The organism is Bartonella rochalimae ATCC BAA-1498, assembly GCF_000706645.1.
Taxonomy (GTDB): domain Bacteria; phylum Pseudomonadota; class Alphaproteobacteria; order Rhizobiales; family Rhizobiaceae; genus Bartonella; species Bartonella rochalimae.
Genome location: NZ_KL407337.1, coordinates 766,135 through 792,355, shown reverse-complemented (window position 1 = coordinate 792,355; position 26,221 = coordinate 766,135). Strand labels below are relative to the sequence as shown.

The 26,221-nt window shown below is 35.7% G+C and carries 22 protein-coding genes and 1 pseudogene; 9 read left to right on the top strand and 14 right to left on the bottom strand.

Annotated elements, in window-relative coordinates; genetic code table 11:
* Positions 1 to 418: 418 nt before the first annotated feature.
* The 10 genes and pseudogenes from O99_RS06635 to O99_RS03370 all read right to left on the bottom strand — a co-directional run.
* Positions 419 to 838 (bottom strand): annotated as a pseudogene (locus O99_RS06635) (P-type DNA transfer ATPase VirB11); the annotation flags it as partial.
* Complete coding sequence (virB10, locus tag O99_RS03415; protein WP_035006349.1) at positions 835 to 2,034, bottom strand: type IV secretion system protein VirB10; 1,200 nt, start codon at positions 2,032 to 2,034, stop codon at positions 835 to 837. The pseudogene O99_RS06635 and the gene virB10, both read right to left, overlap by 4 nt.
* Positions 2,035 to 2,036: 2 nt before the next feature.
* Positions 2,037 to 2,894 (bottom strand): P-type conjugative transfer protein VirB9, encoded by an 858-nt coding sequence (virB9, locus tag O99_RS03410; RefSeq protein WP_035006348.1) that lies wholly within the window; start codon positions 2,892 to 2,894, stop codon positions 2,037 to 2,039.
* Positions 2,891 to 3,559 (bottom strand): virB8 family protein, encoded by a 669-nt coding sequence (locus O99_RS03405; RefSeq protein WP_035006346.1) that lies wholly within the window; start codon positions 3,557 to 3,559, stop codon positions 2,891 to 2,893. Before O99_RS03405 ends, virB9 begins: the two co-directional genes overlap by 4 nt.
* Positions 3,549 to 3,866, bottom strand: coding sequence for a conjugal transfer protein TraJ (locus O99_RS03400; protein WP_235692210.1), 318 nt, complete (start codon positions 3,864 to 3,866; stop codon positions 3,549 to 3,551). The genes O99_RS03405 and O99_RS03400 overlap by 11 nt, the downstream gene beginning before the upstream one ends.
* A 177-nt stretch (positions 3,867 to 4,043) precedes the next feature.
* Positions 4,044 to 5,063, bottom strand: a complete 1,020-nt coding sequence (locus O99_RS03390) for a type IV secretion system protein (RefSeq protein ID WP_269466626.1) — start codon at positions 5,061 to 5,063, stop codon at positions 4,044 to 4,046.
* Between the two features lie 203 nt (positions 5,064 to 5,266).
* Positions 5,267 to 5,716, bottom strand: coding sequence for a hypothetical protein (locus O99_RS03385; protein WP_035006343.1), 450 nt, complete (start codon positions 5,714 to 5,716; stop codon positions 5,267 to 5,269).
* On the bottom strand, positions 5,713 to 8,067 hold the full coding sequence (locus tag O99_RS03380) for a VirB4 family type IV secretion/conjugal transfer ATPase (RefSeq protein ID WP_174377795.1): 2,355 nt from the start codon (positions 8,065 to 8,067) through the stop codon (positions 5,713 to 5,715). Before O99_RS03380 ends, O99_RS03385 begins: the two co-directional genes overlap by 4 nt.
* Before the next feature lie 9 nt (positions 8,068 to 8,076).
* Positions 8,077 to 8,385: a type IV secretion system protein VirB3 gene (locus O99_RS03375; RefSeq protein ID WP_035006340.1), complete on the bottom strand. Its 309-nt coding sequence runs from the start codon at positions 8,383 to 8,385 to the stop codon at positions 8,077 to 8,079.
* Entirely contained in the window at positions 8,386 to 8,703 is a 318-nt protein-coding gene (locus O99_RS03370; protein WP_035006339.1) for a TrbC/VirB2 family protein, read from the bottom strand.
* Positions 8,704 to 9,078: 375 nt separating this feature from the next.
* On the opposite strand from O99_RS03370, the gene O99_RS03365 reads away from it, so the two are divergent.
* Positions 9,079 to 9,819 carry a hypothetical protein gene (locus O99_RS03365; RefSeq protein ID WP_035006338.1) on the top strand — a complete coding sequence of 247 codons (741 nt, stop codon included), beginning with the start codon at positions 9,079 to 9,081 and terminating at the stop codon, positions 9,817 to 9,819.
* A 220-nt stretch (positions 9,820 to 10,039) separates the two neighbouring features.
* On the opposite strand, the gene glnA is transcribed toward O99_RS03365, so the two are convergent.
* The 3 genes from glnA to uvrA form a co-directional block, all read right to left on the bottom strand.
* Positions 10,040 to 11,449, bottom strand: a complete 1,410-nt coding sequence (gene glnA, locus O99_RS03360; RefSeq protein ID WP_035006337.1) for a type I glutamate--ammonia ligase — start codon at positions 11,447 to 11,449, stop codon at positions 10,040 to 10,042.
* A 55-nt stretch (positions 11,450 to 11,504) separates the two neighbouring features.
* The gene (locus O99_RS03355; protein WP_035006336.1) at positions 11,505 to 11,843 is read right to left on the bottom strand and encodes a P-II family nitrogen regulator; all 339 of its coding nucleotides are present in this window, start codon (positions 11,841 to 11,843) and stop codon (positions 11,505 to 11,507) included.
* A gap of 281 nt (positions 11,844 to 12,124) precedes the next feature.
* Positions 12,125 to 15,037 (bottom strand): excinuclease ABC subunit UvrA, encoded by a 2,913-nt coding sequence (gene uvrA / locus O99_RS03350; RefSeq protein ID WP_035006335.1) that lies wholly within the window; start codon positions 15,035 to 15,037, stop codon positions 12,125 to 12,127.
* Between the two features lie 224 nt (positions 15,038 to 15,261).
* Between uvrA and ssb the strand changes: the two genes are divergently transcribed.
* From ssb to O99_RS03310, 7 genes are all read left to right on the top strand, one after another.
* Positions 15,262 to 15,750, top strand: coding sequence for a single-stranded DNA-binding protein (ssb, locus tag O99_RS03345; RefSeq protein WP_035006333.1), 489 nt, complete (start codon positions 15,262 to 15,264; stop codon positions 15,748 to 15,750).
* Between the two features lie 239 nt (positions 15,751 to 15,989).
* Entirely contained in the window at positions 15,990 to 18,758 is a 2,769-nt protein-coding gene (gene gyrA / locus O99_RS03335) for a DNA gyrase subunit A (RefSeq protein ID WP_035006331.1), read from the top strand.
* Positions 18,759 to 18,791: 33 nt separating this feature from the next.
* Positions 18,792 to 19,298, top strand: a complete 507-nt coding sequence (gene coaD / locus O99_RS03330) for a pantetheine-phosphate adenylyltransferase (RefSeq protein WP_035006330.1) — start codon at positions 18,792 to 18,794, stop codon at positions 19,296 to 19,298.
* On the top strand, positions 19,295 to 19,900 hold the full coding sequence (locus O99_RS03325) for a peptidylprolyl isomerase (RefSeq protein WP_174377792.1): 606 nt from the start codon (positions 19,295 to 19,297) through the stop codon (positions 19,898 to 19,900). The genes coaD and O99_RS03325 overlap by 4 nt, the downstream gene beginning before the upstream one ends.
* Before the next feature lie 4 nt (positions 19,901 to 19,904).
* A complete protein-coding gene (locus O99_RS03320; RefSeq protein ID WP_035006329.1) occupies positions 19,905 to 20,417 on the top strand; it encodes a peptidylprolyl isomerase in 513 nt (170 codons plus the stop codon).
* A 410-nt stretch (positions 20,418 to 20,827) separates the two neighbouring features.
* Positions 20,828 to 21,946, top strand: coding sequence for a tRNA guanosine(34) transglycosylase Tgt (gene tgt, locus O99_RS03315; protein WP_035006735.1), 1,119 nt, complete (start codon positions 20,828 to 20,830; stop codon positions 21,944 to 21,946).
* A 445-nt stretch (positions 21,947 to 22,391) separates the two neighbouring features.
* Positions 22,392 to 23,579 carry an MFS transporter gene (locus O99_RS03310; protein WP_035006328.1) on the top strand — a complete coding sequence of 396 codons (1,188 nt, stop codon included), beginning with the start codon at positions 22,392 to 22,394 and terminating at the stop codon, positions 23,577 to 23,579.
* A gap of 237 nt (positions 23,580 to 23,816) precedes the next feature.
* Here O99_RS03310 and O99_RS03305 read toward each other — a convergent pair whose 3' ends face one another.
* A complete protein-coding gene (locus tag O99_RS03305; RefSeq protein ID WP_035006327.1) occupies positions 23,817 to 25,031 on the bottom strand; it encodes an NADP-dependent isocitrate dehydrogenase in 1,215 nt (404 codons plus the stop codon).
* 230 nt (positions 25,032 to 25,261) lie between these two features.
* On the opposite strand from O99_RS03305, the gene O99_RS03300 reads away from it, so the two are divergent.
* On the top strand, positions 25,262 to 25,906 hold the full coding sequence (locus O99_RS03300) for a hypothetical protein (protein WP_035006326.1): 645 nt from the start codon (positions 25,262 to 25,264) through the stop codon (positions 25,904 to 25,906).
* The last annotated feature ends 315 nt before the right edge of the window (positions 25,907 to 26,221 follow it).

Here is a 26,221-nt window from a genome sequence, read left to right as displayed (position 1 = left end):
GGTGACTAGATTTAACACTTGGTAAGTTATGGAAAGCATTTTTATCTCCTAATATTCGTAGAATAATACGTTAAGCATCTTTAAGCTTGGCGCCAACTGAAAAATCAATTGGTCGGTCTGTAGCTAAGCCATATCTACCTATTGCAGACATAACAGAAACTCAACCAACTTGCGGTACAAATAACACATCTCTGTTTCCCCCAGCCCTATCGAACTTATCCTCAGATAAGTTAGCTATAAGAGCTTTTAAAAAGGTAGATTTACAATCTTTTGTTATCCCTTAATGATGAAAATTATTATTTAATTTTACTGATTGATGTGCACAGGTAACCATATACTCTTTATGATAATCAATTCCTTATTTATTCTTTAGGTTAAGGAGTTTATGATAAGGCTAATAATAGTGAATAGATAGATTGAATGATATCTCTTCATCTATTGCAATTGCTTCTTTTTTGACTAGCTCTTCGAGTAAATACCTTTTAGAGGATAATTTACGAAATGGAATGCTGAATCAATGTTTTTTTACAGCTGGTGGTATAACAATTTGAATACGCTCATTATTTGGCAAAGTAGCGGATAATATTGGGTTTTTATCGGAAATACTTTGCTTAGAATAGGCCGCGATCACTTTAGCCATACCCATGAGTTCATTAAAGGAGAATTCTGGTACTTCTATTGTTTTCCATCCTGAAATTCCTTCAATCATGACTTGATAGGGACGATTAATAACGATCTCAAAAAGACTTTCATCTTTGAGAAAGTTATCAATTGGTTTAAGTTTTGTTAAAACGATAGCAGTGGTTTCATCGCTTAAATTTTGGAAGTTTTGTTTCATTTTAATGTCACTGTAGAATTTTTATGAAAGTCTCCTGAAAAGGCACGACGAATGACCTGTTTATTATTTTCAACAATTTTCAATTTATATACAGTTGAGAAATCCAGGTCGCGGGCAACAAAAACATTAACCATTTCACCCTGATTTTTGGTCAAGGTTGGAGGGATATTAGCGTAATTGTCCGCGATAATCTTTGCCATATATGTTCCTACAGAAAGGGTATATTTTTCTGAAGACACGGTATCTGTTGTTTGTTCTTGTGTTGTTGGCATTTTTAGTGAATCTAGCCGGTTATTTAAATAATTTGTTCCATCTCTGACGATTGAGACAAGAAGTGCAGAACCAAGTCGTTCAAACCAATGATTGTCAATATCGCCATCAACACCTGATCGACCTAAGAAATCTGTTGCGGGTGAGGATAATGTTATAATAATACCGTCTGGTGTTTTGGCTCTATTCCATAATATAAAGAGACGCGATTGGCCTTTTTTTAAACCCGCACGATATTCACCAATGATTTGCGTTCCTTTATCGAGCAAGACGATACGACCATTGTCTGATAAGATATCTCTAGAAACGATACAGCTCACAAACCCTTGTTGTTCACTACTGATTGCTGTTTCTAAGATACATGGGATGGAAGCTCCCATTGCAATGATGTAATTTCGGTTACCAAGCGTTGATGCACGAACACCATCTAACTTTGTTGGTTCGAAAAGTTGATTAAAGGATTGTGTTGTTTTATTCGAGTTATCATTGCTTTGGTTAGAAGGCACGCTATTATTTTCTGGAATACCCTGTTGCTGATTTGGATTAAAATAGGCTAAAACGGGAGCACGTTGCGCTGCTTCTAATAGTTTATGATCAGATTTTGGCTGATTGATTGTTGGCGCTGGTATTTCAACCTTAGGCAGCAGGGGGGTATTTTTATCAGCTAGCTCTAGAGGAGCTATTGTTGGTTTTATCGATTGGAAAAGCTCTGTTTGTCTGCTTCTTTCTTCTTTCGGCAATTCTATGGGCTGTTTTTTTGTGTCTTTTGAAGTTGAAAGGATTGCATATATTAAATAAATACAGACACCAAAGAGAATAAGAAGAGCAATGGCTTTTCCTAAATTAAAGCCCTCTTTTTTTTCTTGACCATCCTTTATTGTATCGCGGTCATTAAGATTTATTTCGTCCAATTCATCATTATTCATGGCTATTTCTCTACGTTTATTTCACGTTGGACAGAAGGTGATGTTGTACCGGTTTCTGGGTTAATTCCTCTTGGTATGAACCCTTTATTAAAGATACACAGGACTTCGTTACCACGTCGCAAAGTGAATTGCATGGCTATGGCGTGAACAATGACCTGGTTTCTTTTAATTGATTTTGGAACGATAGTTTCTTGTCCATCAAGTGTGACAAGATAAATGGCGGGGATTTCATTATTGTCTAAAAAGGTAAATGTTGTAGTTTTACCATTATCATAGACTGAACTTGGTTCAATGAGGGGTGAACCTTGAGCGATATAAGCCCAATTGCGTGGTCCAAAATGTTCATGCATATTGAGGATATTATCGACAAATTCTTCTTCATTTTTTTGTGCTTTGGCTTGTTCAGCTAATTGTTTACGCAATGCTTCATCTTCTGGATAACGAAACTTTACAAGGAAATATGTGTCATTACCGACGGAAACATCACCTTCACGCACTTGAAGTTCAAATTGATAAGATCGTTTTGTTCCATCTTGACGAGTTGTGACGATTTGTAGATTGGTAATCGGCTGAACTTCACGCGGTTTGAGAAAGACAAAGTGACCAGCTGGTGCTACTTGCCAAGCAACTGAATTGCCAATTCCAATATAGGCAATATTTTCATCATTAGCGAATTCAATCTGTACTGAAGAGCGAATAGATCCAATGATTTTTGTCACATTGTGTGGATCATAATTAATAAATCTAATTCGGTTGTCTTTATGTGCGCTTACGGGAGAAATTTCTGCCCATAAGAAAGACGCATGACAGTTTATTGCAACGAGGAGAGTTAAAAAAAATATTTTTATGACTCTAGTCATTGGACCACCTCTGGATCAGATCTATATGCTGATACTTGAAAGCCAAGCGGGTTAATTAAGCGATCTTCTACTGAAATGCGTGCATTAACGTAAGAAAAATTTAAGACTGAAACCCAATGGAAAATATCTTCTTTTCCATTGGAGTCTCTAATTGTTTTATAGTAACGTACTTGAACGAGATCTTTACTTAAAAAAGAGATCGATTTTATTGTGATTGTCACGGACATATTTTTATAGATATTTTGCGGACTGTCTGGATTATTTCCAGAATACCATTTGGCAAAGCGATTTTGTTCTTCTAGGGAAGATAAAAGAGAAACGATACGAAAGTTATTTTCTGTCTCTGATAATTGGAAACCTTCGCGTGCACGAATATATTTGCTGGCGAAGTAGCGCGTTATTACTTCATCGTAGTTTTGGGGTTCTTCTTTTAGAACACTGACAACATCGACAATACCTGTAGAATTATCCACACGAATAACGAAAGGCTCTACGGTTTTTAAGGGTGTTAATGCCACTACAGCTAAGGCTAAAGCGATTGTCATCAACCCAAAAAGCACAGTCAAGGCTACAGCAATTTTCATTTGTAGTCGCGTACTACACATACGGTCAATATCAAATGACCGCGCTTCTCTTATATATTCTTTAAATTCATCACTTTTCATGTGTGATCTCCGCATTTTTATAAGAGGGCATTTGATGGTTTATTGTGTCTACAGAAGATGCGGGGAGTCCAATATGAGCTTTTGGTGCCTCATTTTCTTGTGTATTTAGGATAATAGGAGTTGTGATGGGTTTGATCGCCGTATTGTGAATGATGTTATGATGATTCCAGTTCCACTTACCATGATTGAGCATACGAGCATTCTGTCCATTACAGCGTGGAAGTTTTTGGGCTCCACTTTTTAAAGAAGCACAACCAGTAAGTGTTATCAAAAGGATCAAAATGATAGTGATTTTTAGTTGCATCATTTGGACTCGCAAACATTTTGAAAAATAAAACATTGGTGTTTTTCAGTCCATGATTTTACGAAAACATGAACACTAATCTTTTGAAAAAGCTGGGAGAGCTTTGCATGGGTTGTGCATACAGTTAATATCTTGTGTGTGAAGGTATTGACTATAGCTACATTGAAGAGACGTTTGAGATTAAAATGAGCCACGTCCACCTCCTTGCATCATTTGCGCAGCTTGTGCAGCGTGTTGTGCAGCCGTAGAACCTCTCGTTGCTGCTGCTGCACTTGCTGCACTTCTACCGGCACCAAAGCTTCTTCCAACAAAACCCAAAGTATTAGAAGCCATTGAGATCATTTGTGATCCTGTTGATACTCCAGCATGATGATATGGTCCTCCACTAGAAAGTGCAGAAGCAATGGTGGGAAGTGATTGGAAGAGATCTACGCCCACTATTGAGACGACAAGAACAGGGGGGAGCAAGAAATAGATTGAAGTATATGAACTATCGAAAACATAAAGCATAATTTTGCACATCATTGTTCCAAGCATCATTACGAGAACTTGCAAAATTGTAAAATTAACTAATGTTGTAATCCATGCATCAGAATATCTGCGGGTTACATTGAACAAATATAAACTAATAAAAAGAGGTCCAAGACCTATCACCATGATTAATGTAATTTTTGCAAACATTTGAATAATAAAACCGACTGTACAAAAAAAGATAACTGCCAAAAACATTAAACCACCAATCAGTGCAACCGTAATTTTATTGAAAAATGAAGCATTATTTAGAAACTCTTGATAACGCATATTTGTAACTAATAAGAGATAATCAAAAACATCAGAGTCGACCGGACTGCTATTAAACGCATTCCCAATAGCATTGGCTAAATTACCGAAAAATATATCTTTGATATAAATATTAAATACGTCTGCATTAGTTGCCATTGTTGTCACAACAACGATTTTAATAACATTATTAAGAAGACTATGCATCGAAAGGGCGACGTGGCCAGTCATAACATTGTAACCATATAAAAAGATAAAAATAATGGCTGCAAGATTTAATGGTGCTGCAATAGCAGAAGATAAGCTACTGACTGTTGTATCTACGACATCATTGAGTGGTGTCAAAATATACGAAGAAACAGTTTCGAATGGAGTAAATTTAAAATCTGACTCCTGAGTTGTCGCATTCATCAATTTCATCAGTTTTATCTCATTCCAATTTTATTTTTAATGTTTGATAAATATGAATTTATGATCTTTTGTTGCATTTTCTCCATGCTCTTTCTGTGATTGATGATTTCCATTTAATAATAGAAAGAGCTTGAATGAGAGTATTCATTTGAAAATTAGCCAACTACATTTGAAGAGCTTCCTTTTCTTCTTTTTGACTAACTGGAGTCAATTTAATACTTGACCTTAGCTTTAGCTTGATCCAATTTGTCTTGCAGTGTTTGTTGAAGAGCTTCCTGATTTTTCTGTTCTTCTTTTTCACGTTCTTGTTCTTTTGATTGAGCATTTTCCGATTTCATAATAGAAGAAGCCTGAAGTTTTAGAGTATCTACTTGAAGATTAGCTTGAAGAATAGCCAACTCCCTTTGAAGAGCTTCTTTTTCTTCTGGTTTAAGAGTCTGTGATGAAAATTTGTTATTGATTTCTTGAATCTTTTTCTGATTTTCAACTGCTGAAGTATAAATAGATTCAGCTATTTCTGATGTGGGCCGACTACCTTCTGATAGGGATGTTCCTTGTTGTGTGACACTTTGATAATATGAATCAACTTCTGTGTTTCCCGATTGCGATATTGCATGAGAGATAAAGCATAATGATAAAAACATAATCAGATATTTTTTCATTGGGTTTGTTTCCTTTTGTAAAATATAGGTAGCCATATATCCGGATTTGCCCCATATTCACTTATAATTTGGTTGACGAGTTCAACATTTCTACTTGTTCCGCTTAAGACAGCAATTTCGTTATCCATTCCACGTAAATTAAGTTCTGCAACAATAGAACTTTGGCCTTGTTTAATGAGAAAACGACGAGATTCCCTGCTTAATTCTGATTGGATTAGCTCAAATTCACGTTCAGTGAGTTTAAAGTTTTCAACATAATCATTGTAATTGGCTTTTTGATTTGGAAAAAACAGTTGGGTAGGACATTGCTCAATGATTGTGTGAGCGATTGTTGAATTCAAAGCATCTCTAGGGCTTTGTGTGGCAAAGAGCATCATGCCATTTTGTTTACGAATCGTTTTGAGACGATCTTGAGTAAAAGCTTTAAATGAATCATCTTCAAGGGCTTTCCAGAATTCATCGATAACAATAATGATACGTCGACCATCAATAAGATCGAGAATGCGGTTAAACAAATACATCATCAAAGGGCGACGAATTTCTTCATTATCTAAGAAATCCGTCATGTCATAACCTATAAATTGAGCATCTAAATTGAGATCATCGTGATCATTATCAAAGACCCACCCTAAAGCATTACCTTTGATCCAACGTTGTAAACGTATAGCAATACCTTCTGTGGAAGTATTATCAAAAAACAGTTGAAGCGCACTGAAGGAGCGTTGTGATAGAGGAAGACTTTCTAAGGAATTAATCGCTCTAGCGATATCCTGCCGCTCTTGTTCTGTTACTGTTTGGCCATCCGCGGTAACTAATTTTAAGACCCAGTGCTGAAGAAAGAGTTTGTTTTTTTCAGTGTATTCCATCCCTTTTAATGGAGCAATACCAGTAGGTTGACCATTTTTCAGAGGCTTATATTTGCCTCCTCCAGCACGAACAAAGATCTCTGCTCCTTGATCTTTATCAAAAAAGACTATTGTTGGGTTGTGTTTTTGCAATTGTGCAAGAAGAAAATTAACAATGACTGTTTTTCCAGACCCTGATGGACCACATACAAAGGTATTACCAACATCACCAAAATGAAAATTAAAATAATAAGGAGAGCCAGCCTGTGTTTGTAATAAGGCGACGGCAGAACCCCAAACATTACCTTTGAGTTTGCCAATAGGAAAGGAATGGAAGGGGGATAATGCTGCAAAATTCCTGCTGCTAATAGCTCCAGAACGTGCTCGATAGTTAAAGTTCCCAGGAAGTTGTGCCCACCATGCTGCTTCTAACCCTAAATCTTCTCTGGCTATAACGGCCCCACCATTAGTAAGATATGAACGGGCTTTCGACAGATATTCTGTCAATTCTTGTAGACGATCAGAAAAAACAGCTAAAGAGAGATGATGTTCTCCCAAAACAAAACGATTCGATTCTAAATCATCAAGGGCCTCATCAAGGCCATCAATTTGTGAGCTGGCACGATCAGCTACATTAATCATTTGATTTTGTTTACGGCTCATAATAGCGCTTGCAACTGCTTTACTTTTAAAAACAAAGGATTGCGTTAAGATGAATTCAAAGGGCGCCGTCAATAAGCCATCTGTCATACCAGGACGTGTTTTAGAAGGATATTCTTTCCATCCAAACATACCAACAAAGCGTTCATTGCTTTCATGACGAATTTCAATAATTTCTTTGCCGAAAATAACACGATCTGAATAAATCGTTGAGGCAATAGTACCAAATGTAAGGGGTATGCGCTCACGTCTTCCTCCCACCAATTGATGAAGAAATTCACTTTGCTCAGAAAATACAATGTCATTGTATTCGTAAGTAGATAAAAGCCGTGCTCCATAACACTCCAGACCTTGTATAAGATCTTGACTTAACTCTTCAATTTTCCGAATAGCTTCAGAATCTGGTTCCGATTGCATCTTCTTTGCTTGCGTTAAGCGGTGAAAAAAAGAAGCTAACTGTTCAGTTTTATCTGCTGCAGGATTCCAGATAACCGAAAGGAATAGATCATTTCGATAAAGATCTTGCAAAATCATTTTTTGTTTGTATTGCCGATCTAAAGCTGTTGCAAAAGATGAAGAAAATTGACTCTCTGGGTAAATTTTTTCGCGTCGGCGAATGATGTGAGAATATAAAGCGACACGTTCATCTGCTATATTTTTCAAAAGCGTATTTAATTGGGTATGTAAAGAATTTAATTGGCTGATATCTGCAGTATCAAAATTGATTCCTTCGATAGAAATCACTGTCATCAAGCAACGGGAGTCTAATGCAATCACATGCTGATTGACATGACGAACATAAGGAATAAATTCCTCAGGTAGAGATTCCCGTTTCATCACTGACAGTTGTCTCACTTATTTTAGCTCCTTGTATGTACGGACAAGACGGAGAGGAGACGTAGATCCTCCACCCCATCTTGTCAGGTTTTTTTGTTTCCCTCGAGTATTGAGCCACGCGAATAAAACACGAAATTGGTTATGATCGCGTTTTGTGATTTCGCGTAAAATAAAATGCAAACCAACTCCAAGACCGATCATTGAAAAGCTGCTTGTTATGATAAAAAGAGTAGATGTTGCCATGACATTTAAGGCCATTGCTTCTACGGTAACACCTGCAAACATCGCTGGTCGTGTGCAAGCAAGAAAAAGAGTATCTTCATTCATTTATGATGAACTCCCCATTAATAACGCAACAAGAGCCGAAGCACCAAAAACAATACCAATACCAAGAACACAATATGCCGCTTTGCGTAAATCAATAACACCATACATCCAACCAATACCCACAGCGGCAACACAGATCGTTGCAATGAGCTTCGCTGTTGTCCCTGTCATCATTGTAACAATATTCCGCAAAACCGTATCAAGATTTCCCATACCGGCAGCAGCAGAATTAGCATATGCAGGGGTTAACACTGCAAACATTGATAAAAGTAGCGCAAAAGCGATATAATAAATATGCTTAGATATAATGTTTGGCATTTAATCTCCTCTTCAGAAAGAATATTGATTACAAACTGACATCATATTACTTTTACAAATTTAAAAACTTTAAAACTACAGGCCTACAACTTTAAGATTCTTTAATCGCAAGTGTTCTACCAAACTATCACAAAAATTCTTTACTAGAATTCTCCGACTGAGAGACAGAAATTAATCAAATCTATAACCAAAAAGGCTAACATGGATATTGTTATTTTATCAAAATGACAATATCAAGAGCGTAAAATAATGTTTTTCTTTGCAAAATGTGTTTAATTTGCAACAAATGCTGTTGAGACGCTTTCTTTAAGATCTAGGAAAAAAGCAGAGATGCATAAAAAATTGTAGGATATAGAAACAATAAGGATTGGGCAAATGCGATTTAAATCGATTATTCTTGTCTACATTATCTGCTCTATAGGAATATGGATAATAAGCCAAAACCATTACAAAACAGATCTAGATATTCTCGAACCATTAAAAATGCAAGAAAACCAAGATACAATGGAGATCAAGATCGAACAAAATAAGCACTATGAAACAAGTGTGCCAAAAAAATTAGAAGAAAATGACCCAGATCTCAATTGGATCAATAGCGATTCAAATAATCATGAAGGTGTGTTTAATGGTATCGCATCTGTGACTAGTGGTGTCACATTTAAATTAATAATTCCTGCTGAACAACCTCAGCATAAACCTATCGTCCGAAATATTCACTTATATGGCGTAGATACATGTGCACCCCGTCAAAAAGCAAAATTAGATAATCAAGAATGGCCATGTGGAGCTGTCACAACAGCATGGCTGGTCACAAAAACTCTAGGACATAACTTATCTTGTAAACAAGCTGTTATAGAAAAAGAAACTCACTATGCTCAGTGTTTTGTGCAAGGAGTCGATCTAGCAGAAATAGGGCTTGCAGAAGGCATGCTGATCCTATCAAAAGACAATAAATATTCAGTTCCAACAACATATTTAAGTGCTGAACAAAACGCCTATAACAATAAAATTGGCCTTTGGTCTAGCAACTTTACTGAGCCTATACAGTGGCGCAAAAAGTATGGAACCTATAACCCTTTCGATAACCACCATCAGTTCATGTCTGAATCAAAATAAAATGCAGAAATATTCCATTAAACTTCAAAATACAAAAATAAACCAAACATAATTTTTGAAAAATAGTCTAAACGCGTAATGATAATAATCTTCTCATCGCTAGTTTCAAATGATCTCCTAATAAACATGCCTTATAAAAATCTATTTGATAGAAGGATAATCCTCTAATGAGAATGCTCTAGCATTCCATCACAATCAAACAAAAATTTTCATTCTTATATTAAACAGAATAATACATATCAAATTCAACAGGATGAGGGGTTGTTTCATAGCGCAGAACTTCTTTCAGCTTTAATTCAATAAAGGAATTAATTTGGTCATCATCAAAAACATCGCCAGATTTAAGAAAATCGCGATCTTTATCAAGAAATTCAAGTGCTTCGCCTAGGCTTCTAGAAACTGTAGGAATGTCTTTGAGCTCTTTCGGTGGCAGATCATAAAGATCTTTATCCATAGCTGGACCAGGATGTATCTTATTCTTTATACCATCTAGACCAGCCATAATAAGCGCTGAAAAGGCCAAATATGGATTCGATGATGCATCCGGAAAACGAATTTCTACACGTTTTGAATGCGGTGAAGCACCAAATGGAATACGACATGCTGCAGAACGATTGCGTGCAGAATAGGCAAGAAGGACAGGGGCTTCATACCCAGGAACTAAGCGTTTATAAGAATTAGTTGATGGGTTTGTGAAAGCATTGAGTGCTTTTGCATGCTTGATAATACCACCAATAAAAAATAAACAAGTCTCTGATAGCCCAGCATATTCATTACCTGCAAATATTGGTTGTTTATCTTTCCAAATTGATATGTGGACATGCATACCTGAACCGTTATCACCTAGAATTGGTTTGGGCATAAAGGTTGCTGTTTTTCCATAACTATTGGCGATTTGATGTACGGTATATTTAAAAATTTGCATTTTATCAGCTTCACGAACCAGTGTATCAAATCGAATACCTAATTCATGCTGAGCTGCAGCTACTTCATGATGATGTTTTTCAACATGTACACCCATATCCTTTAACGCAGTAAGCATTTCAGAACGCATATCTTGGCAAGAATCAATAGGAGGGACTGGAAAATAACCACCTCCCATGCGTGGGCGATGACCAAGATTGCCCATTTCATATTCAGTATCATCATTTGACGGATTTTCACTTGAATCAAGTTTAAAACCTGTATTGTAAGGATCAATTTTATAGCGTACGTCATCAAAAATAAAAAATTCAGCTTCTGGTCCTATATAAATTGTATCACCGATCCCTAAAGATTTCATATAAGCTTCAGCTCTTTTAGCAATAGAACGTGGATCTCTATGATAGAACTCTCCTGAAACAGGATCAAGTACATCACATAATATGATCAAAGTCGATTGAGCAAAAAAAGGATCAATGTGAGCTGTTTCTGCATCTGGCATTAAGACCATATCGGATTCATTAATTGCTTTCCAACCAGCAATTGAAGAACCATCAAACATAACACCGTCGGTGAATGTATCTTCGCAAATTTCAGCAATATCCATTGTAACATGATGCAATTTGCCTTTTGGATCAGTAAAACGTAAATCAACAAAGCGTATATCATTATCTACAATTTGTTTAAGAATGTCTGAAACGGTTGTCATATTCAATTTCCTTATTGGATTGAGGTGAATAGAAAATATAAAATTTTATAGATATTTAAAGAGCATCAATGCCAGTTTCACCAGTTCGAATACGAATGACGTCATCGATAGGTAAAACAAATATTTTTCCATCTCCTATGTTTTTTGTTTGAGCTGCTTTACGGATTGCTTTAATTGCTTTCTCTAGGATTTCATCAGGAACAACCACTTCAACTTTGACTTTAGGTAAAAAATCAATAATATATTTTGCACCTCGGTAAAGCTCTGTCTGTTCTTTTTGGCAACCAAAACCTTTTGCCTCCGTTATTGTGATACCTTGTAGACCAATTTCTTGAAGCGCTTCTTTTACTGCATCAAGCTTAAAAGGTTTTATGATGGCTTCAATTTTTTTCATACTGAGATTATCTCCAATGATTTTATTTTATTAATTTATATATCATTATACTATATTTACGATTACGATAATGAGATGTATCAAAAAAGTACTTTTTCACGAAAAAATCAAAAATAAGGCGTTTTATTCTTATTAGAAATAACTATATTGCATTATAAAATGTAGCGCTATTGTTTTATAGGATAAAAAATATAAAATTTATAAAAGATAATAATGGTGTAAATTAAGGCGTTATTTTTTATTAGTGCTTTATTAGATAATTGATAATTTTGTGATTTATTTTAAAATTTTAAATTATGTAAAGGTCGACGTAGCAAGAGTTCTTTTAGAAATTTACCAGTATAAGAACAAGGGACATTAATAATGTCTTCAGGGCGGCCGACAGCAACAATCTCACCTCCATTATCTCCACCTTCTGGCCCCAGATCAATAATCCAATCAGCTGTTTTTATGACTTCAAGATTATGTTCAATGACTATAACTGTATTACCTTGCTCGACTAGTTCATGGAGTACTTCAAGAAGCTTGGAAATATCGTGAAAATGTAAACCAGTTGTTGGTTCGTCTAAGATGTAAAGTGTGCGCCCGGTTGTTTTGCGTGAAAGTTCTTTAGCGAGTTTTACACGCTGAGCTTCACCACCAGAAAGTGTTGTGGCTTGTTGCCCGATTTTAATATAACCAAGACCAGCTTTAACAAGGATGCCGAGTTTGTTGTGAATAGAAGGAATAGCTTGAAAAAAATCTTCTGCTTTTTCAACTGTCATGTCAAGTATATCAGCAATGGATTTACTTTTAAATTTCACTTCAAGTGTTTCTCTATTGTAGCGTTTTCCTTGGCATACATCGCAAGTAACATAGACATCAGGTAAGAAATGCATTTCGATTTTGATAACACCATCTCCTTGACATGCTTCACAACGTCCTCCTTTAACATTAAATGAGAAACGTCCAGCTTGATAACCGCGAGCTTTTGATTCCGGGAGTTCTGCGAACCAATCGCGAATTTGAGTGAAAATGCCAGTATAAGTTGCTGGGTTGGAGCGTGGGGTACGTCCAATAGGTGATTGGTTGATATCAATTACCTTATCAAGAAACTCTAGTCCTTCAATTTTATCGTAGCTTGCTGGGATTTGATGGCTTCCCATGATATGACGTGATGCCGCTTTGAAGAGGGTTTCAATAAGAAATGTTGATTTTCCCCCACCAGAAACACCAGTTATGCAAGTAAAAGTTCCGAGAGGAATATTTACATTGATATTTTTCAAATTATTACCTCTGGCTCCAATTACTTTAAGTGTTTTTGATTTTGATATTTTGCGTCGTTGAGTAGGAAAATTAATTGTCATTTTTCCTGAGAGATATTGACCTGTAAGTGAAGATGGATTGTTTGTAATTTTTTGTGGGGGGCCTTGAGCTATGATTTCTCCACCATGGACGCCTGCAGCAGGACCAATATCGACAATATGATCCGCGGTGAGAATAGCATCTTCGTCATGCTCAACAACAATGATTGTATTGCCAAGATTGCGTAGATGACATAGCGTCTTTAAAAGACGTTCATTATCACGTTGATGTAAGCCAATGGATGGTTCATCTAATACGTATAAAACTCCTGTGAGACCAGAGCCAATTTGCGAGGCTAGTCTAATACGCTGACTTTCTCCACCTGAAAGTGTACTTGAAGCTCTGGATAAGGTAAGATATTCGAGTCCCACACGGTTCAAAAATGTTAAGCGCTCACAGATTTCTTTTAAAATTCGTGCTGATATATTGCGCTGTTTTTCATTGAGATATTGATGAACGTTGGAAAACCAATGACTTGCTTTTAAAATGGAAAGTTCTGATATTTGCCCAATATGCATTCCATGGATTTTAATAGCAAGTGCTTCTGGTTTTAAACGGTAACCATTACAAGTTGGGCAGAGTGAAGAAGATATATAAGGTTCAATGTCTTCATGAAAATGTGTAGAATCTGTTTTTTTCCATTGTTGCTCCATGTTTGGAATAACACCTTCGAAGGTTTTTTTTGTAGTGTAAGACTGTACATCATCTTCATAGAAAAAGGAGATCTCTTTTTTTGTTCCATATAAAATAGCGTGTTGTGCTTCATTTGAGAGCGTGGACCACTTATCTGTGAGCTTAAACCCATAAACCCTTCCTAATGCTTCTAAAGTTTTATGATGATAAGATGAGGATGATTGGGACCAAGGAGCAATAGCTCCAGCTTTTAAAGTAAGATTTTCATTTGGTATGATTTTTATCGGATCGATTACTTTTTTTGTACCAAGTCCATCACAAGCAGGGCAAGCGCCAAAAGGACTGTTGAATGAAAACAAGCGTGGTTCAATTTCAGGAATTGAGAAACCAGATATAGGACAAGCAAACCTTTCTGAAAAAATGAGTCGTTTGTGGGTTTCATTTGTTGATTTATTGAAAGATCCTTTTACAGTTTCATTTTCTGTTAAAAGCTGATCTGCCATTTCAGCAATTACAAGCCCATCTGCTAATTGTAAGCAAGTTTCTATACTATCAGCTAGTCGAGCAGTAATATCATTACGCACGATAATGCGGTCTACTACTACATCTATATCATGTTTATATTTTTTATTAAGAGGAGGTATATCAGTTATTTCATAAAATTTTCCATCAACTTTTGCACGTTGAAATCCTTTTTGTAAAAGTTCTGTTAGTTCTTTTTTATATTCACCTTTTCTTCCTCTAATTAAAGGCGCCATAATAAAAATGCGAGTACCTTCTGGAAGTGTCATAATTTGGTCAACTATTTGACTCACTGTTTGGCTCTCAATAGGGAGGCCCGTAACAGGTGAATAAGGGATACCAATACGAGCAAAGAGCAGGCGCATATAATCGTAGATTTCAGTGACAGTACCAACTGTTGAACGAGGATTGCGGGTGGTTGTTTTTTGTTCAATGGAGATAGCAGGGGAAAGTCCATCTATTTGATCGACATCTGGTTTGTGCATCATTTCCAAAAACTGGCGTGCATAAGTGGAAAGGCTTTCAACATAACGACGTTGGCCTTCAGCGTAAATTGTATCAAAGGCTAAAGATGATTTCCCTGAACCGGAGAGACCCGTTATGACAATGAGTTTATCACGGGGGAGGTCAAGATTAATATTTTTTAGGTTATGTTCACGTGCGCCGCGAATAGAGATATATTTTTGATGAGACATATTAATCCTTGGCACATATTAGCAAAACTTAAATCATGAATATGAAATAAGATTATTTTTTGAAAATTACAATGTGTTCAATTGCTGCATTTAGAAAAGAATGCAGACTTTGGTAAATGAAGAAAGTTAAGGTAGTAGTTTTTTGTGTTTTATGTAAAATAAACTATACGTTGATGTTCGATTTTGTTATAATATAAATGGTTTGAAATTGTGGAGTTTATACAATGGCTGGGAGCCTTAATAAAGTTATTTTAATCGGTAATCTTGGTGCAGACCCTGAAATTCGTCGATTGAACTCTGGTGATCAGGTAGCAAATTTACGTATTGCTACTTCAGAGAGTTGGCGTGATCGCAATACGAATGAACGTAAAGAGCGGACAGAATGGCACAATATCGTTATTTTTAATGAAAATCTGATTAAAGTTGTTGAGCAATATTTAAAAAAGGGAAGTAAAATTTATATTGAAGGTCAGTTGCAGACACGTAAATGGCAAGATCAAAATGGAAATGATCGTTATACAACGGAGATTGTTTTACAAAAATACCGTGGTGAACTACAAATGCTTGATAGCCGTGGGGTAGGGAGTGGAGAGCAAATATCCAATGTGAATCAGTCAAGCAGTGGTTTTGATCAAAGAGATGATTTTGATCAGAAAAATACTCAATTAGAAGGAAATTTTTCACATCAATTGGATGATGATATTCCTTTTTGATACCTTTAGTAGTGATATTCTATTTCAGAAGTATTTGTATATTTTATCATATATGTTTATTTTACTTTTTATTGAGGAGCGTGCGCGTTATTCATTGCATATACGATTTTTAATAAAAGAAAATAACGTATTGAAAATTATCATTAAATGTTTACTTTTTGTAAAGAGCTGAATTAGCATTTTGCAATTTTTTTCGATATAAAAGATCAAAATGATTCTTTTTTGAAAGTATTGAAGTTGTGACCGATCTTACTACACAATCAGAACATGATGTCCTGACCGGTATTGAACCAGTTAGTATTATTGAAGAAATGCAACGCTCTTATCTCGATTATGCGATGAGCGTTATTGTATCGCGTGCATTACCTGATGTGCGCGATGGTCTTAAGCCTGTTCATCGGCGTATTCTTCATGCGATGAATGAAATGGGGCTTTCTTTTAATAAATCTTATCGTAAGTCAGCAGGTGTCGTTGGGGAAGTTATGGGGAAGTTTCATCCCCATGGTGATGCTTCAATTTATGATGCATTGGTGCGTATGGCACAGGATTTTTCTTTACGAAATCCATTAATTGATGGACAAGGAAATTTCGGTTCTGTGGATGGTGATCCTCCTGCTGCAATGCGTTATACAGAGTGTCGTTTAGAAAAAGTTGCAGAAGAACTTTTAGCTGATATCGATAAAGAGACGGTTGATTTTCAAGATAATTACGATGGACGTGAGCGTGAACCTATAGTTTTACCAGCACGTTTTCCTAATCTTTTAGTTAATGGATCAGGTGGGATTGCTGTAGGAATGGCAACCAATATTCCTCCACATAATCTTGGTGAAGTCATTGATGGATGTATTGCTTTAATTGACAATCCTAATATAACGCTTGATGAAATAATTGAAATTATTCCTGGTCCGGATTTTCCTACAGGTGGTATTATTCTCGGTCGTTCAGGTGTTCGTTCAGCTTATGAAACGGGACGTGGTTCAATTATTATGCGTGCTAAGGTTGATATTGAAGAAATTCGCAATAACCGACAGGCAATTATTGTAAGCGAAATTCCTTATCAGATTAATAAAGCAACGATGATTGAGAAGATAGCTGAATTAGTACGCGATAAGCGCATCGAAGGAATCTCTGATCTGCGTGATGAGTCTGATCGTGATGGATATAGGGTTGTTATTGAACTTAAGAGAGAAGCTGTTGCGGATATTGTTTTGAATCAACTATACCGCTATACGCCATTACAAACTTCTTTTGGCTGTAATATGGTCGCGCTGAATGGGGGAAAGCCTGAGCAAATGACGTTGCTTGATATGCTTCGTGCTTTTGTTTCTTTTCGTGAAGAGGTGGTCAGTCGGCGCACAAAATATCTTTTGCGTAAGGCGCGTGAGCGTGCGCATGTTTTAGTTGGCCTTGCTATTGCGGTTGCAAATATTGATGAAATTATAGCATTAATTCGCACAGCACCTGATCCTCAGACGGCGCGTGTACAGTTAATGGAGCGGCGTTGGTTGGCAGCTGATGTAGCATCTTTAATTAAGCTTATTGATGATCCTCGTCATATTATCCATGAGGATAACACATATAATTTATCTGAAGAACAAGCTAGAGCTATTCTGGAGTTACGTTTACAGAGGCTTACTGCACTTGGACGTGATGAAATTGCTGATGAGTTAAATAAAATTGGGGTAGATATTACAGATTATCTTCATATTTTGTCATCACGTTTACGGATTATGGGCATTGTGAAGAATGAACTAAGCACTCTTCGCGAGGAATTTGTGACTCCCCGGCGCACTGTCTTTGGTTTTGGTAATGCTGAGATGGACAATGAAGATCTAATTGTGCCAGAGGATATGGTGGTAACGGTTAGCCATAGTGGTTATATTAAACGTGTACCTCTCAATACATATCGTGCTCAGCGTCGTGGGGGTAAAGGGCGTTCTGGTATGTCCACAAAGGATGAGGATTTTGTAACGCGCTTATTTGTGAGTAATACACATACACCCGTTCTTTTCTTTTCATCACGAGGGATCGTTTATAAAGAAAAGGTTTGGCGTTTGCCTATTGGTACACCGCAGTCGCGTGGGCGCGCGTTGGTCAATATGCTTCCTTTACAGGAAGGAGAGCGTATAACAACAATTATGCCATTGCCAGAAGATGAAGCAAGTTGGAGTGAATTAGATGTTATGTTTGCAACAACTCGTGGAACAGTACGCCGCAATAAATTATCGGATTTTATTCAGGTAAATCGTAATGGTAAAATTGCCATGAAACTTGATGACGAAGATGAAATTTTGTCTGTAGAAACTTGTACAGAGCGTGATGATGTTGTTCTGACAACAGCCAATGGACAATGTATTCGTTTTCCAGTCATTGATGTTCGTGTTTTTGTGGGACGTAATTCGGTAGGGGTACGTGGTATCAATATGGTTGATGGTGATAAGGTTATTTCTATGACTATTTTAGAGCATGTTGAGGCAACGTCAGTGGAGCGTTCTGCTTATATTAAACGTGCAATTAATGAGCGACGTTCTGCTGGTGCGGATACGGAAGATGTTGTAATTGTTGATGAAGATGAAGATGGAGATGAAACAGAACTAACAGATGAGCGTTATGCAGAGCTTGCTGCTCGTGAACAAATGCTTTTAACAGTTAGTGAGTTTGGATATGGAAAGCGATCTTCTTCCTACGAATTTCGTATCTCAGGGCGCGGTGGAAAGGGGATTCGCGCAACTGATCCAAATAAAACTGTTGAAATTGGTAAGCTAGTAGCAGCCTTTCCAGTAGAAGCGCAAGATCAAATAATGCTGGTTTCAAATGGAGGACAACTTATTCGAGTTCCTATTGAGGGGATTCGTATAGCTGGTCGTTCTACAAAAGGAGTAACAATTTTTAATACAGCAAAGGGTGAAAAAGTTGTATCGGTTGAGCGCATTTCTGATCCTGAGGATGATGCCAATCAATTAGATGATGACAGTGAAAAACATTCTGGTATGGTTGATATTAATTAAGATAAATAACTCTAAAATCATCGGAAAAAATAGATGACAGTTGCTCTTTATGCAGGATCTTTTGATCCTATTACAAATGGTCACCTTGATATTTTGCGAAGTAGTTTAGTTTTAGCTAATAAAGTGGTGATGGCTATTGGTATACAAGCTATAAAAAAGCCATTTTTTAGTTTTGAAGAGCGTGTTGATTTAATTGCACAAGTGAGAAAAGATATATTGAATATAGGTTCTGATCGGTTACAAGTTATTTCATTTGACAATCTCCTTATTGATAAAGCGCGTGAAATTGGTGCTTCATTTCTTATTCGTGGATTGCGTGATGGTACTGATTTTGATTATGAAATGCAGATGGCGGGAATAAATGAAATGATGGCCCCTGAGTTGCAAACGATTTTTTTACCAGCAAGTATTTCTAGCCGTATGATAAGCTCTACATTGGTGCGTCAAATTGTCACTATGGGAGGAGATATTACGCCTTTTGTTCCTCCAAATGTTGCACAAGCTTTGTATTCAAAATTTAAATCTCAAAGGGAAGAATGATTGTGTTTTTTAGAATTTTTACTTTTTTAACATGTTTTTTTTACTTATTTTCATTTAGTGCTGCTGCAGATGAGCATAATATTCTTGTTTTATCTCTTAAAAATGGTGATGTAATTATTCAGTTGCGACCAGATCTTGCACCAAAACATGTTGCTCGAATTAAGAAACTAACAGAAGAAGGTGCTTATAATAATGTCGTATTTCATCGCGTTATTCCTGGTTTTATGGCTCAAACTGGTGATGTGAAATTTGGAAAAAAAGATAGTGTTGATTTTGATCTGAAAAATGTTGGTAAAGGTGGTTCAGACTATTCTAATTTACCAGCAGAGTTTTCAAAGCAACCTTTTAAACGTGGTGCTGTTGGTATGGCTCGTTCACAAGATTTAAATTCAGCAAATTCTCAATTTTTTATTTGTTTTGATGATGCTACTTTTTTAAACGGTCAATATACTGTTGTTGGAGAAGTTGTAAAAGGAATGGAAGTTGTTGATAAAATTAAAAAAGGAACTGCAGATAATAATGGGTCTGTAACAGATCCTGATGTTATTAATGCTGCTTATTTACAAATTGAGAAAAAAGTGGAAGTAGAAATAAAGGAATGACACTATGGTCGAGCCTAAAGATCCAGAAAATACTTTAATTCTTGAAACAACAAAAGGAGAAGTAGTAATTGAGCTTTTCCCTGATTTAGCTCCTGCTCATGTTACACGTATCAAAGAACTTGTGCGTGAGGGCGCCTACGATAATGTTGTTTTTCATCGTGTTATTGACGATTTCATGGCTCAAACTGGTGATGTTCAGTTTGGCAAAAAAAATGATCAGAAATTTAATTTGTCACGTATTGGTATGGGTGGTTCAGATAAACCCGACTTAAAAGCAGAGTTTTCAAATCTTCCTCATAAACGTGGGACAGTTTCTATGGCACGTAGCCAGAATCCAAATTCGGCTAATTCGCAGTTTTTTATTTGTCTCGCAGATGCTCCTTGGCTTAATCGTCAATATTCTATATGGGGACAAGTGCTTAAAGGTATGGAAAATATTGATAAAATTAAGCGCGGTGAGCCTGTTGTAGATCCAGATGCAATTATTAAAGCTACAATTGCTGCAGATGCCAAATAATAGAGATGTTATGTAACATTTTTTGCAATTTTACAGCATGAAGGCTGCATATAAATAACGTCTTTTCGTGCAGAAAGAGTTTTGAATGTTGAGATTTCAAAATAGAAAATTGTACTAGAAACTTTTTTATCTAGGTGAAAATATATTTTTCATAAAATTTTTATCATTTTCTAAAGATTTTCAATTAAAAGAGGGTTATTGGCTAGTATCATAAAATATTAGATATTTTTTATTGCACTCAATAATTTTTTTATTTTATTAATCGTTTAATAGCTGATTTTTTTGAATTTTTTTTGACTAGTTTTAGTGTTAGTGAATAAAAGAGATCCATAATTTGTAGCTGCAGTAAAGAAGCCATTGCTTTTATTTTAATAGTGATATGGGATCCTGAAATTAAAAAGATAAAAATGATGATAAAAGCATTTCACTATGAAAAAAAATCTCAAGATGGATATGCTCGCCAAGGCGAAATTATAACAGGACGAGGACGTATTCGCACACCTGCATTTATGCCAGTTGGAACGGTTGGAACCGTTAAGGCTATGTATATGGACCAATTACATGCTCTTGGTGCAGATATTATTTTAGGTAATACTTATCATTTGATGTTACGACCGGGAGCTGAGCGTGTTGCGCGTTTAGGAGGATTGCACAAATTTATTCGTTGGTCTGGGCCTATTTTAACGGATTCTGGTGGTTTTCAGGTTATGTCTCTTTCGGGGATATGTAAGATTACGGAGCAGGGTGTTATTTTTCGCTCTCATATTAATGGGGCCTATTACGATATGAGTCCAGAACGTTCTATCGAAATCCAAGGTCTTCTTGATTCTGATATTCAAATGCAGCTTGATCAGTGTATTGCATTACCGGCATCAGAGAGAGAAATAGAAGCTGCTATGGAACTTTCATTGCGTTGGGCACAGCGTTGTAAAAAAGTTTTTGGTGATCAACCAGAAAAAGCAATGTTTGGTATTGTTCAAGGCGGAGATAATATGAAATTACGTGAACGCTCTGCTCAAGCATTAAAAGAAATGGACTTGAAAGGCTATGCTATTGGAGGGCTTGCGGTTGGTGAGCCTCAGGATGTTATGACCGCTGTTCTAGATGTTACTTGTTCAATTTTACCGGAGGATAAGCCTCGTTATCTCATGGGTGTAGGGACGCCAGATGATATCTTAAAAAGTGTAGCTCGAGGGGTAGATATGTTTGATTGTGTTATGCCAACACGTGCAGGCCGTCATGGCTTAGCTTTTACTCGTTTTGGAAGAATTAATTTGCGAAATGCACGTTATGCAGAAGATCCAAATCCTCTTGATCCACAGTCGCCTTGTTCTGCTGCACGTGATTATAGTTGCGCTTATTTGCATCATTTAATCAAATCTGGTGAATCTCTTGGAGGCATGTTGTTGACTTGGAATAATCTTTTTTATTATCAGCAACTTATGCAAGGTATTCGTGATGCTATTCAAGCAGGACGTTACGCCGACTTTTGCTCCGATACAGTAGCCTTATGGATGCAAGGACGATAAGGTCCGTAAAGAAAATTGTATTAAAAAAGTATTCATATAGCTCTTTTAGGGAATATAAATGGCTACCTTAAGGTAAATATGCGCTGTGGTTATTTATTTCTCTATGATATACTCTATTGAATAAAAATTATTGCTCCGGCACGCACTACCTGATCCGGAGAGAAGCAGTTTGTTTTCTGTTTCTAATCACTATCTAAATTAACAATGTTAATTCTAAGTTAGTAAATCCTTAAAGAAGTATGAAAATTACCTTTTTAATATGCTTTTTGTTTATTTTTATAAAACATCATGAAAGTAAAACGTAAAAGTTGTATATTCTTTTTGTTTCAAGAAATTGCTTTTGATATTAAAAACGTATTATTTGCTCATTTTACAGCATATTTAATAGAATAATATTTAGTGTAAAAATAATAAGACAAAGATTTTCTAAGGATAAAATTCTTTCATGTCTTTTAGAATTGATTTTAAAACCAAGCATTTTGGCATTTTAGCTCTTGCAGTAGGAAGCTTTGCTATTGGTACTGCTGAGTTTGTTGCAATGGGTTTACAACCGGAGATGGCGCGTAGCTCACATGTTAGTATTGCTACAGCCGGACAATATATTTCTTCTTATGCTTTAGGAGTTGTGATTGGAGCACCTATTTTAGCTATCGTAACAGCTAAGCTGCCACATAAGGCTGTTTTGATAGGGTTGATGTTTTGTTATGCTTTAGCGAATATTATTAGTTCATTTTTTTCTGTCTTTAACGTATTGGTAATCTTACGATTTATCAGTGGTCTTCCACATGGCATTTATTTCGGTATTGCAACTATGGTCGCCTCTTCAATGGTAGAAAGAAATGAACGGTCAAAAGCTGTTGGTAGTGTTATGCTTGGTTTGACAATTGCAACAGTTATTGGAGCACCGAGTGCAACTTGGATTGGTCAACTTGTTGGTTGGCAGTTTGCATTTCTTCTTGTAGGTATTATTTCTTTGATGTGTTGTTTTCTTATTTGGAAATTTTTACCTTCTGTTTCTAACATTACTAAAACAAGCATTTTAAACGAATTAAGTGCATTAAAGAAAAAAGAAGTATGGTTTCTTTTGGCGATGGTTTCAATTGGTGCATCAGGATTATTTTCTGTTTTTACGTATATTAAGTCAACATTGCTTTATATTTCTAATGTTTCTCTTGAATGGGTACCATTTATTATGCCATTGATGGGATTGGGAATGGTTGTGGGTAATATTTTAGGTCCTAAATTTGCAGTTAAGATTGGTTCTTCAGCAACGATATTTTTTGCTATGCTTTGGAGTACATTCGTTTTTTTTCTTTTTTTCTTTTTATCATATACTCCGCTAACAGCAGCATTAGGATGTTTTCTTATTGGGACTTCTTTTGCATCTATGCCTTCTATACAAGCAAAAATCATCGATATTGCTACGCCTGCACAGATGTTAGCAAGCGCTTTGATGCAATCTGCTTTTAATATTGCGAATGCTATTGGAGCGGAATTTGGAGCATGTATTTTGAAATTAGGCTATAGTTATGAACACACAGCTATCCTTGGAGGTATTTTAACTTTGTGTGGATTGCTGATGTTCTGTTTTTTGTGGCACATGGAAAAATATAATCAGTATTTTCCTAAGTAAAGTTGAAAAGATTTTTAAAGTTATTTTAGCCTCTTATATATAAGCGTAGGAATCATCAAAAGAGAGCAGCATAGTAGTGACTTCGATAAAAAATAACACGGCACAGATAATAAAAAGTATTCATATAGAGAAAGATTGCTGTTAGAGCGAATCATAGAATTTGTATGTGAACGATTTAATAATTTATAGAAAAAACTCAAAGTTTTCTATTTAGAAAACTTTGAGTGTGGAATGATGCTAGTGAGTCATTTCTTTTTTTAGGTTTTCATTAATTTTATCAAGAAATCCTGTTGTGGATAGCCATTTTTTTTCGGGACCGATTAAAATAGCGAGATCTTTTGTCATGAAACCTTCTTCAACAGTATTAATACAAACTCTTTCCAATGTAGTAGCAAAGTTTTTTAATTTTTCATTATTATCAAGCTTAGCACGATGTGTTAGTCCACGTGTCCAAGCAAAAATAGAAGCAATAGAATTTGTTGATGTTTCTTTATTATTTTGGTGCTGACGGTAATGACGCGTTACTGTACCATGAGCAGCTTCTGCTTCAACAGTTTTACCATCTGGTGTCATCAGAACAGAAGTCATTAGACCAAGAGAACCAAATCCTTGAGCAACGATATCTGATTGAACATCACCATCATAATTTTTACATGCCCAAACGTAACCACCTGACCATTTAAGCGCAGAAGCCACCATGTCATCGATGAGACGATGCTCATAATATAATTTACGATTTTCAAATTCGGTTTTAAATTCTGAGTCAAATATTTCTTGAAAGATATCTTTAAAACGACCATCATAGGCTTTTAAAATAGTATTCTTGGTCGAAAGATAGACAGGGACATTGCGTTGAAGTCCGTAATGAAAGGACGCGCGGGCGAAGTCGCGAATTGATTCATCAAGATTATACATTGCCATTGCAACTCCTGCACTTGGAGCATTAAAGACATCATGTTCAATAATTTGGCCATCATCACCAACAAATTTAATACTTAATTTTCCTTTATTCGGAAATTTGAAATCTGTTGCTTTATATTGGTCGCCAAAAGCATGACGTCCGACAATAATTGGTTTTGTCCAACCTGGAACGAGACGTGGAATATTTTTGCAGATAATAGGCTCACGAAAAATAACACCTCCTAAAATATTGCGAATTGTTCCATTTGGTGATTTCCACATTTTTGTTAAATTAAATTCTTTAACACGTGCTTCATCAGGAGTAATGGTTGCACATTTCACACCGACTCCATATTTTTTGATTGCATGAGCAGAATCAATTGTTATTTGATCGCTAGTTGCTTCTCTATTTTCAATGGAAAGATCATAATATTTAAGATCAATATCGAGATAGGGATGAATGAGTTTATCTTTAATATATTTCCAGATAATACGAGTCATTTCATCACCGTTGATTTCGACAATGGGGTTTGTCACTTTAATCTTTGCCATTAGGAGTCCCTTTATTGTATTGAAATAATATTTTTCCTATAGCACTTTCAGATCCATGATGGAAATTAAAAACAGAAATCTAGAAAAAGCTTTTTGTATATATAACTCAGTTTTTATTTTAAATATTTGTTCTTTTAATTCTTCCTTTTTATTTTGAAATCTTTTTATTTGTGTTATATTAATTACAATATAGGATATTATTGGGGTGTATCATTTAAATGGGGGAAATAATGATTTCTATTAACTCGTTTCAAGTAAATCCAGGAATTGATAGCTACCAAAAACATAGCTCACATAAAGAGCAGAATTTAAGTCAGATACTTCAGGATACTATTCAGGTGCCATCTGCGCATATCAGTAATAAAAATATTATTCCTTCAGTTTTTCATGATACATTATCACGTCTTCAAGAGTTGCCCGATAATTCTAATAATAAAATTCAATTTACAGAAATCTTACCTTCTTTAATTGATAGTACTTATTCTCTTTCTTTATGGAACACTTTTGAAGTTGATGCATCACAATTTCAAGATTATGATGGCGTTCCAAATGGTCGTTTTCAGGTTTATGTTCCTTTAATAATGGACAGTAATCAATTGAAAAATCTGGTGCATTCTTTAGCAAGAGAAGGGAAATTACTTGGGGCACCACAAGCTTTATTTACAGCTTTAGAACACGATACTGCTAGAATATATAATCAATCAGATATAGAAAATCTTATTGGAAAGTCAGTCAATTGGAAACAAGGTAATGTGTTTGGTACAATGTGGGATCGCCGTATGATTGATGATCAGTTAATCCAACAGTTTCAACAGGAAGGTAAGCAAATATTTACAGGCTCTATAGGATCTCTTCGTTTTTCTATTATTTATTGAATATCACCATTAAGCTATATAGTTTTAAGAATATTGGCTTGTTTGCATTAATAAGTACAAAGATTTATTTTATTACATGATAAAAATTCACAAGATTATTTAGAGATTACATTGGCCAAATAAAAAAATGATAAAATCAATACTTCACTTTCTTATCAAGGTGAGGGGTTTTATATTGTTGGTTTTGTTTACGTTTTTTCACTATTCTTCCCCTTTTTGTGGCTTTTTATCGTTTAATTTTTATTCCAACATTTTTATAGAAATAATAATCATTCATATTGTTATTTTAAAACATATAGTTAATATTTTTTATAA

Coding starts and splice junctions, on each gene's coding strand:
- virB10 (WP_035006349.1), bottom strand. CDS start 2,034: ATGAATAATGATGAATTGGACGAAATAAATCTTAATGACCGCGATACA.
- virB9 (WP_035006348.1), bottom strand. CDS start 2,894: ATGACTAGAGTCATAAAAATATTTTTTTTAACTCTCCTCGTTGCAATA.
- O99_RS03405 (WP_035006346.1), bottom strand. CDS start 3,559: ATGAAAAGTGATGAATTTAAAGAATATATAAGAGAAGCGCGGTCATTT.
- O99_RS03400 (WP_235692210.1), bottom strand. CDS start 3,866: ATGATGCAACTAAAAATCACTATCATTTTGATCCTTTTGATAACACTT.
- O99_RS03390 (WP_269466626.1), bottom strand. CDS start 5,063: ATGAAATTGATGAATGCGACAACTCAGGAGTCAGATTTTAAATTTACT.
- O99_RS03385 (WP_035006343.1), bottom strand. CDS start 5,716: ATGAAAAAATATCTGATTATGTTTTTATCATTATGCTTTATCTCTCAT.
- O99_RS03375 (WP_035006340.1), bottom strand. CDS start 8,385: ATGAATGAAGATACTCTTTTTCTTGCTTGCACACGACCAGCGATGTTT.
- O99_RS03370 (WP_035006339.1), bottom strand. CDS start 8,703: ATGCCAAACATTATATCTAAGCATATTTATTATATCGCTTTTGCGCTA.
- O99_RS03365 (WP_035006338.1), top strand. CDS start 9,079: ATGCGATTTAAATCGATTATTCTTGTCTACATTATCTGCTCTATAGGA.
- glnA (WP_035006337.1), bottom strand. CDS start 11,449: ATGACAACCGTTTCAGACATTCTTAAACAAATTGTAGATAATGATATA.
- O99_RS03355 (WP_035006336.1), bottom strand. CDS start 11,843: ATGAAAAAAATTGAAGCCATCATAAAACCTTTTAAGCTTGATGCAGTA.
- uvrA (WP_035006335.1), bottom strand. CDS start 15,037: ATGTCTCATCAAAAATATATCTCTATTCGCGGCGCACGTGAACATAAC.
- ssb (WP_035006333.1), top strand. CDS start 15,262: ATGGCTGGGAGCCTTAATAAAGTTATTTTAATCGGTAATCTTGGTGCA.
- coaD (WP_035006330.1), top strand. CDS start 18,792: ATGACAGTTGCTCTTTATGCAGGATCTTTTGATCCTATTACAAATGGT.
- O99_RS03325 (WP_174377792.1), top strand. CDS start 19,295: ATGATTGTGTTTTTTAGAATTTTTACTTTTTTAACATGTTTTTTTTAC.
- O99_RS03320 (WP_035006329.1), top strand. CDS start 19,905: ATGGTCGAGCCTAAAGATCCAGAAAATACTTTAATTCTTGAAACAACA.
- tgt (WP_035006735.1), top strand. CDS start 20,828: ATGATAAAAGCATTTCACTATGAAAAAAAATCTCAAGATGGATATGCT.
- O99_RS03310 (WP_035006328.1), top strand. CDS start 22,392: ATGTCTTTTAGAATTGATTTTAAAACCAAGCATTTTGGCATTTTAGCT.
- O99_RS03305 (WP_035006327.1), bottom strand. CDS start 25,031: ATGGCAAAGATTAAAGTGACAAACCCCATTGTCGAAATCAACGGTGAT.
- O99_RS03300 (WP_035006326.1), top strand. CDS start 25,262: ATGATTTCTATTAACTCGTTTCAAGTAAATCCAGGAATTGATAGCTAC.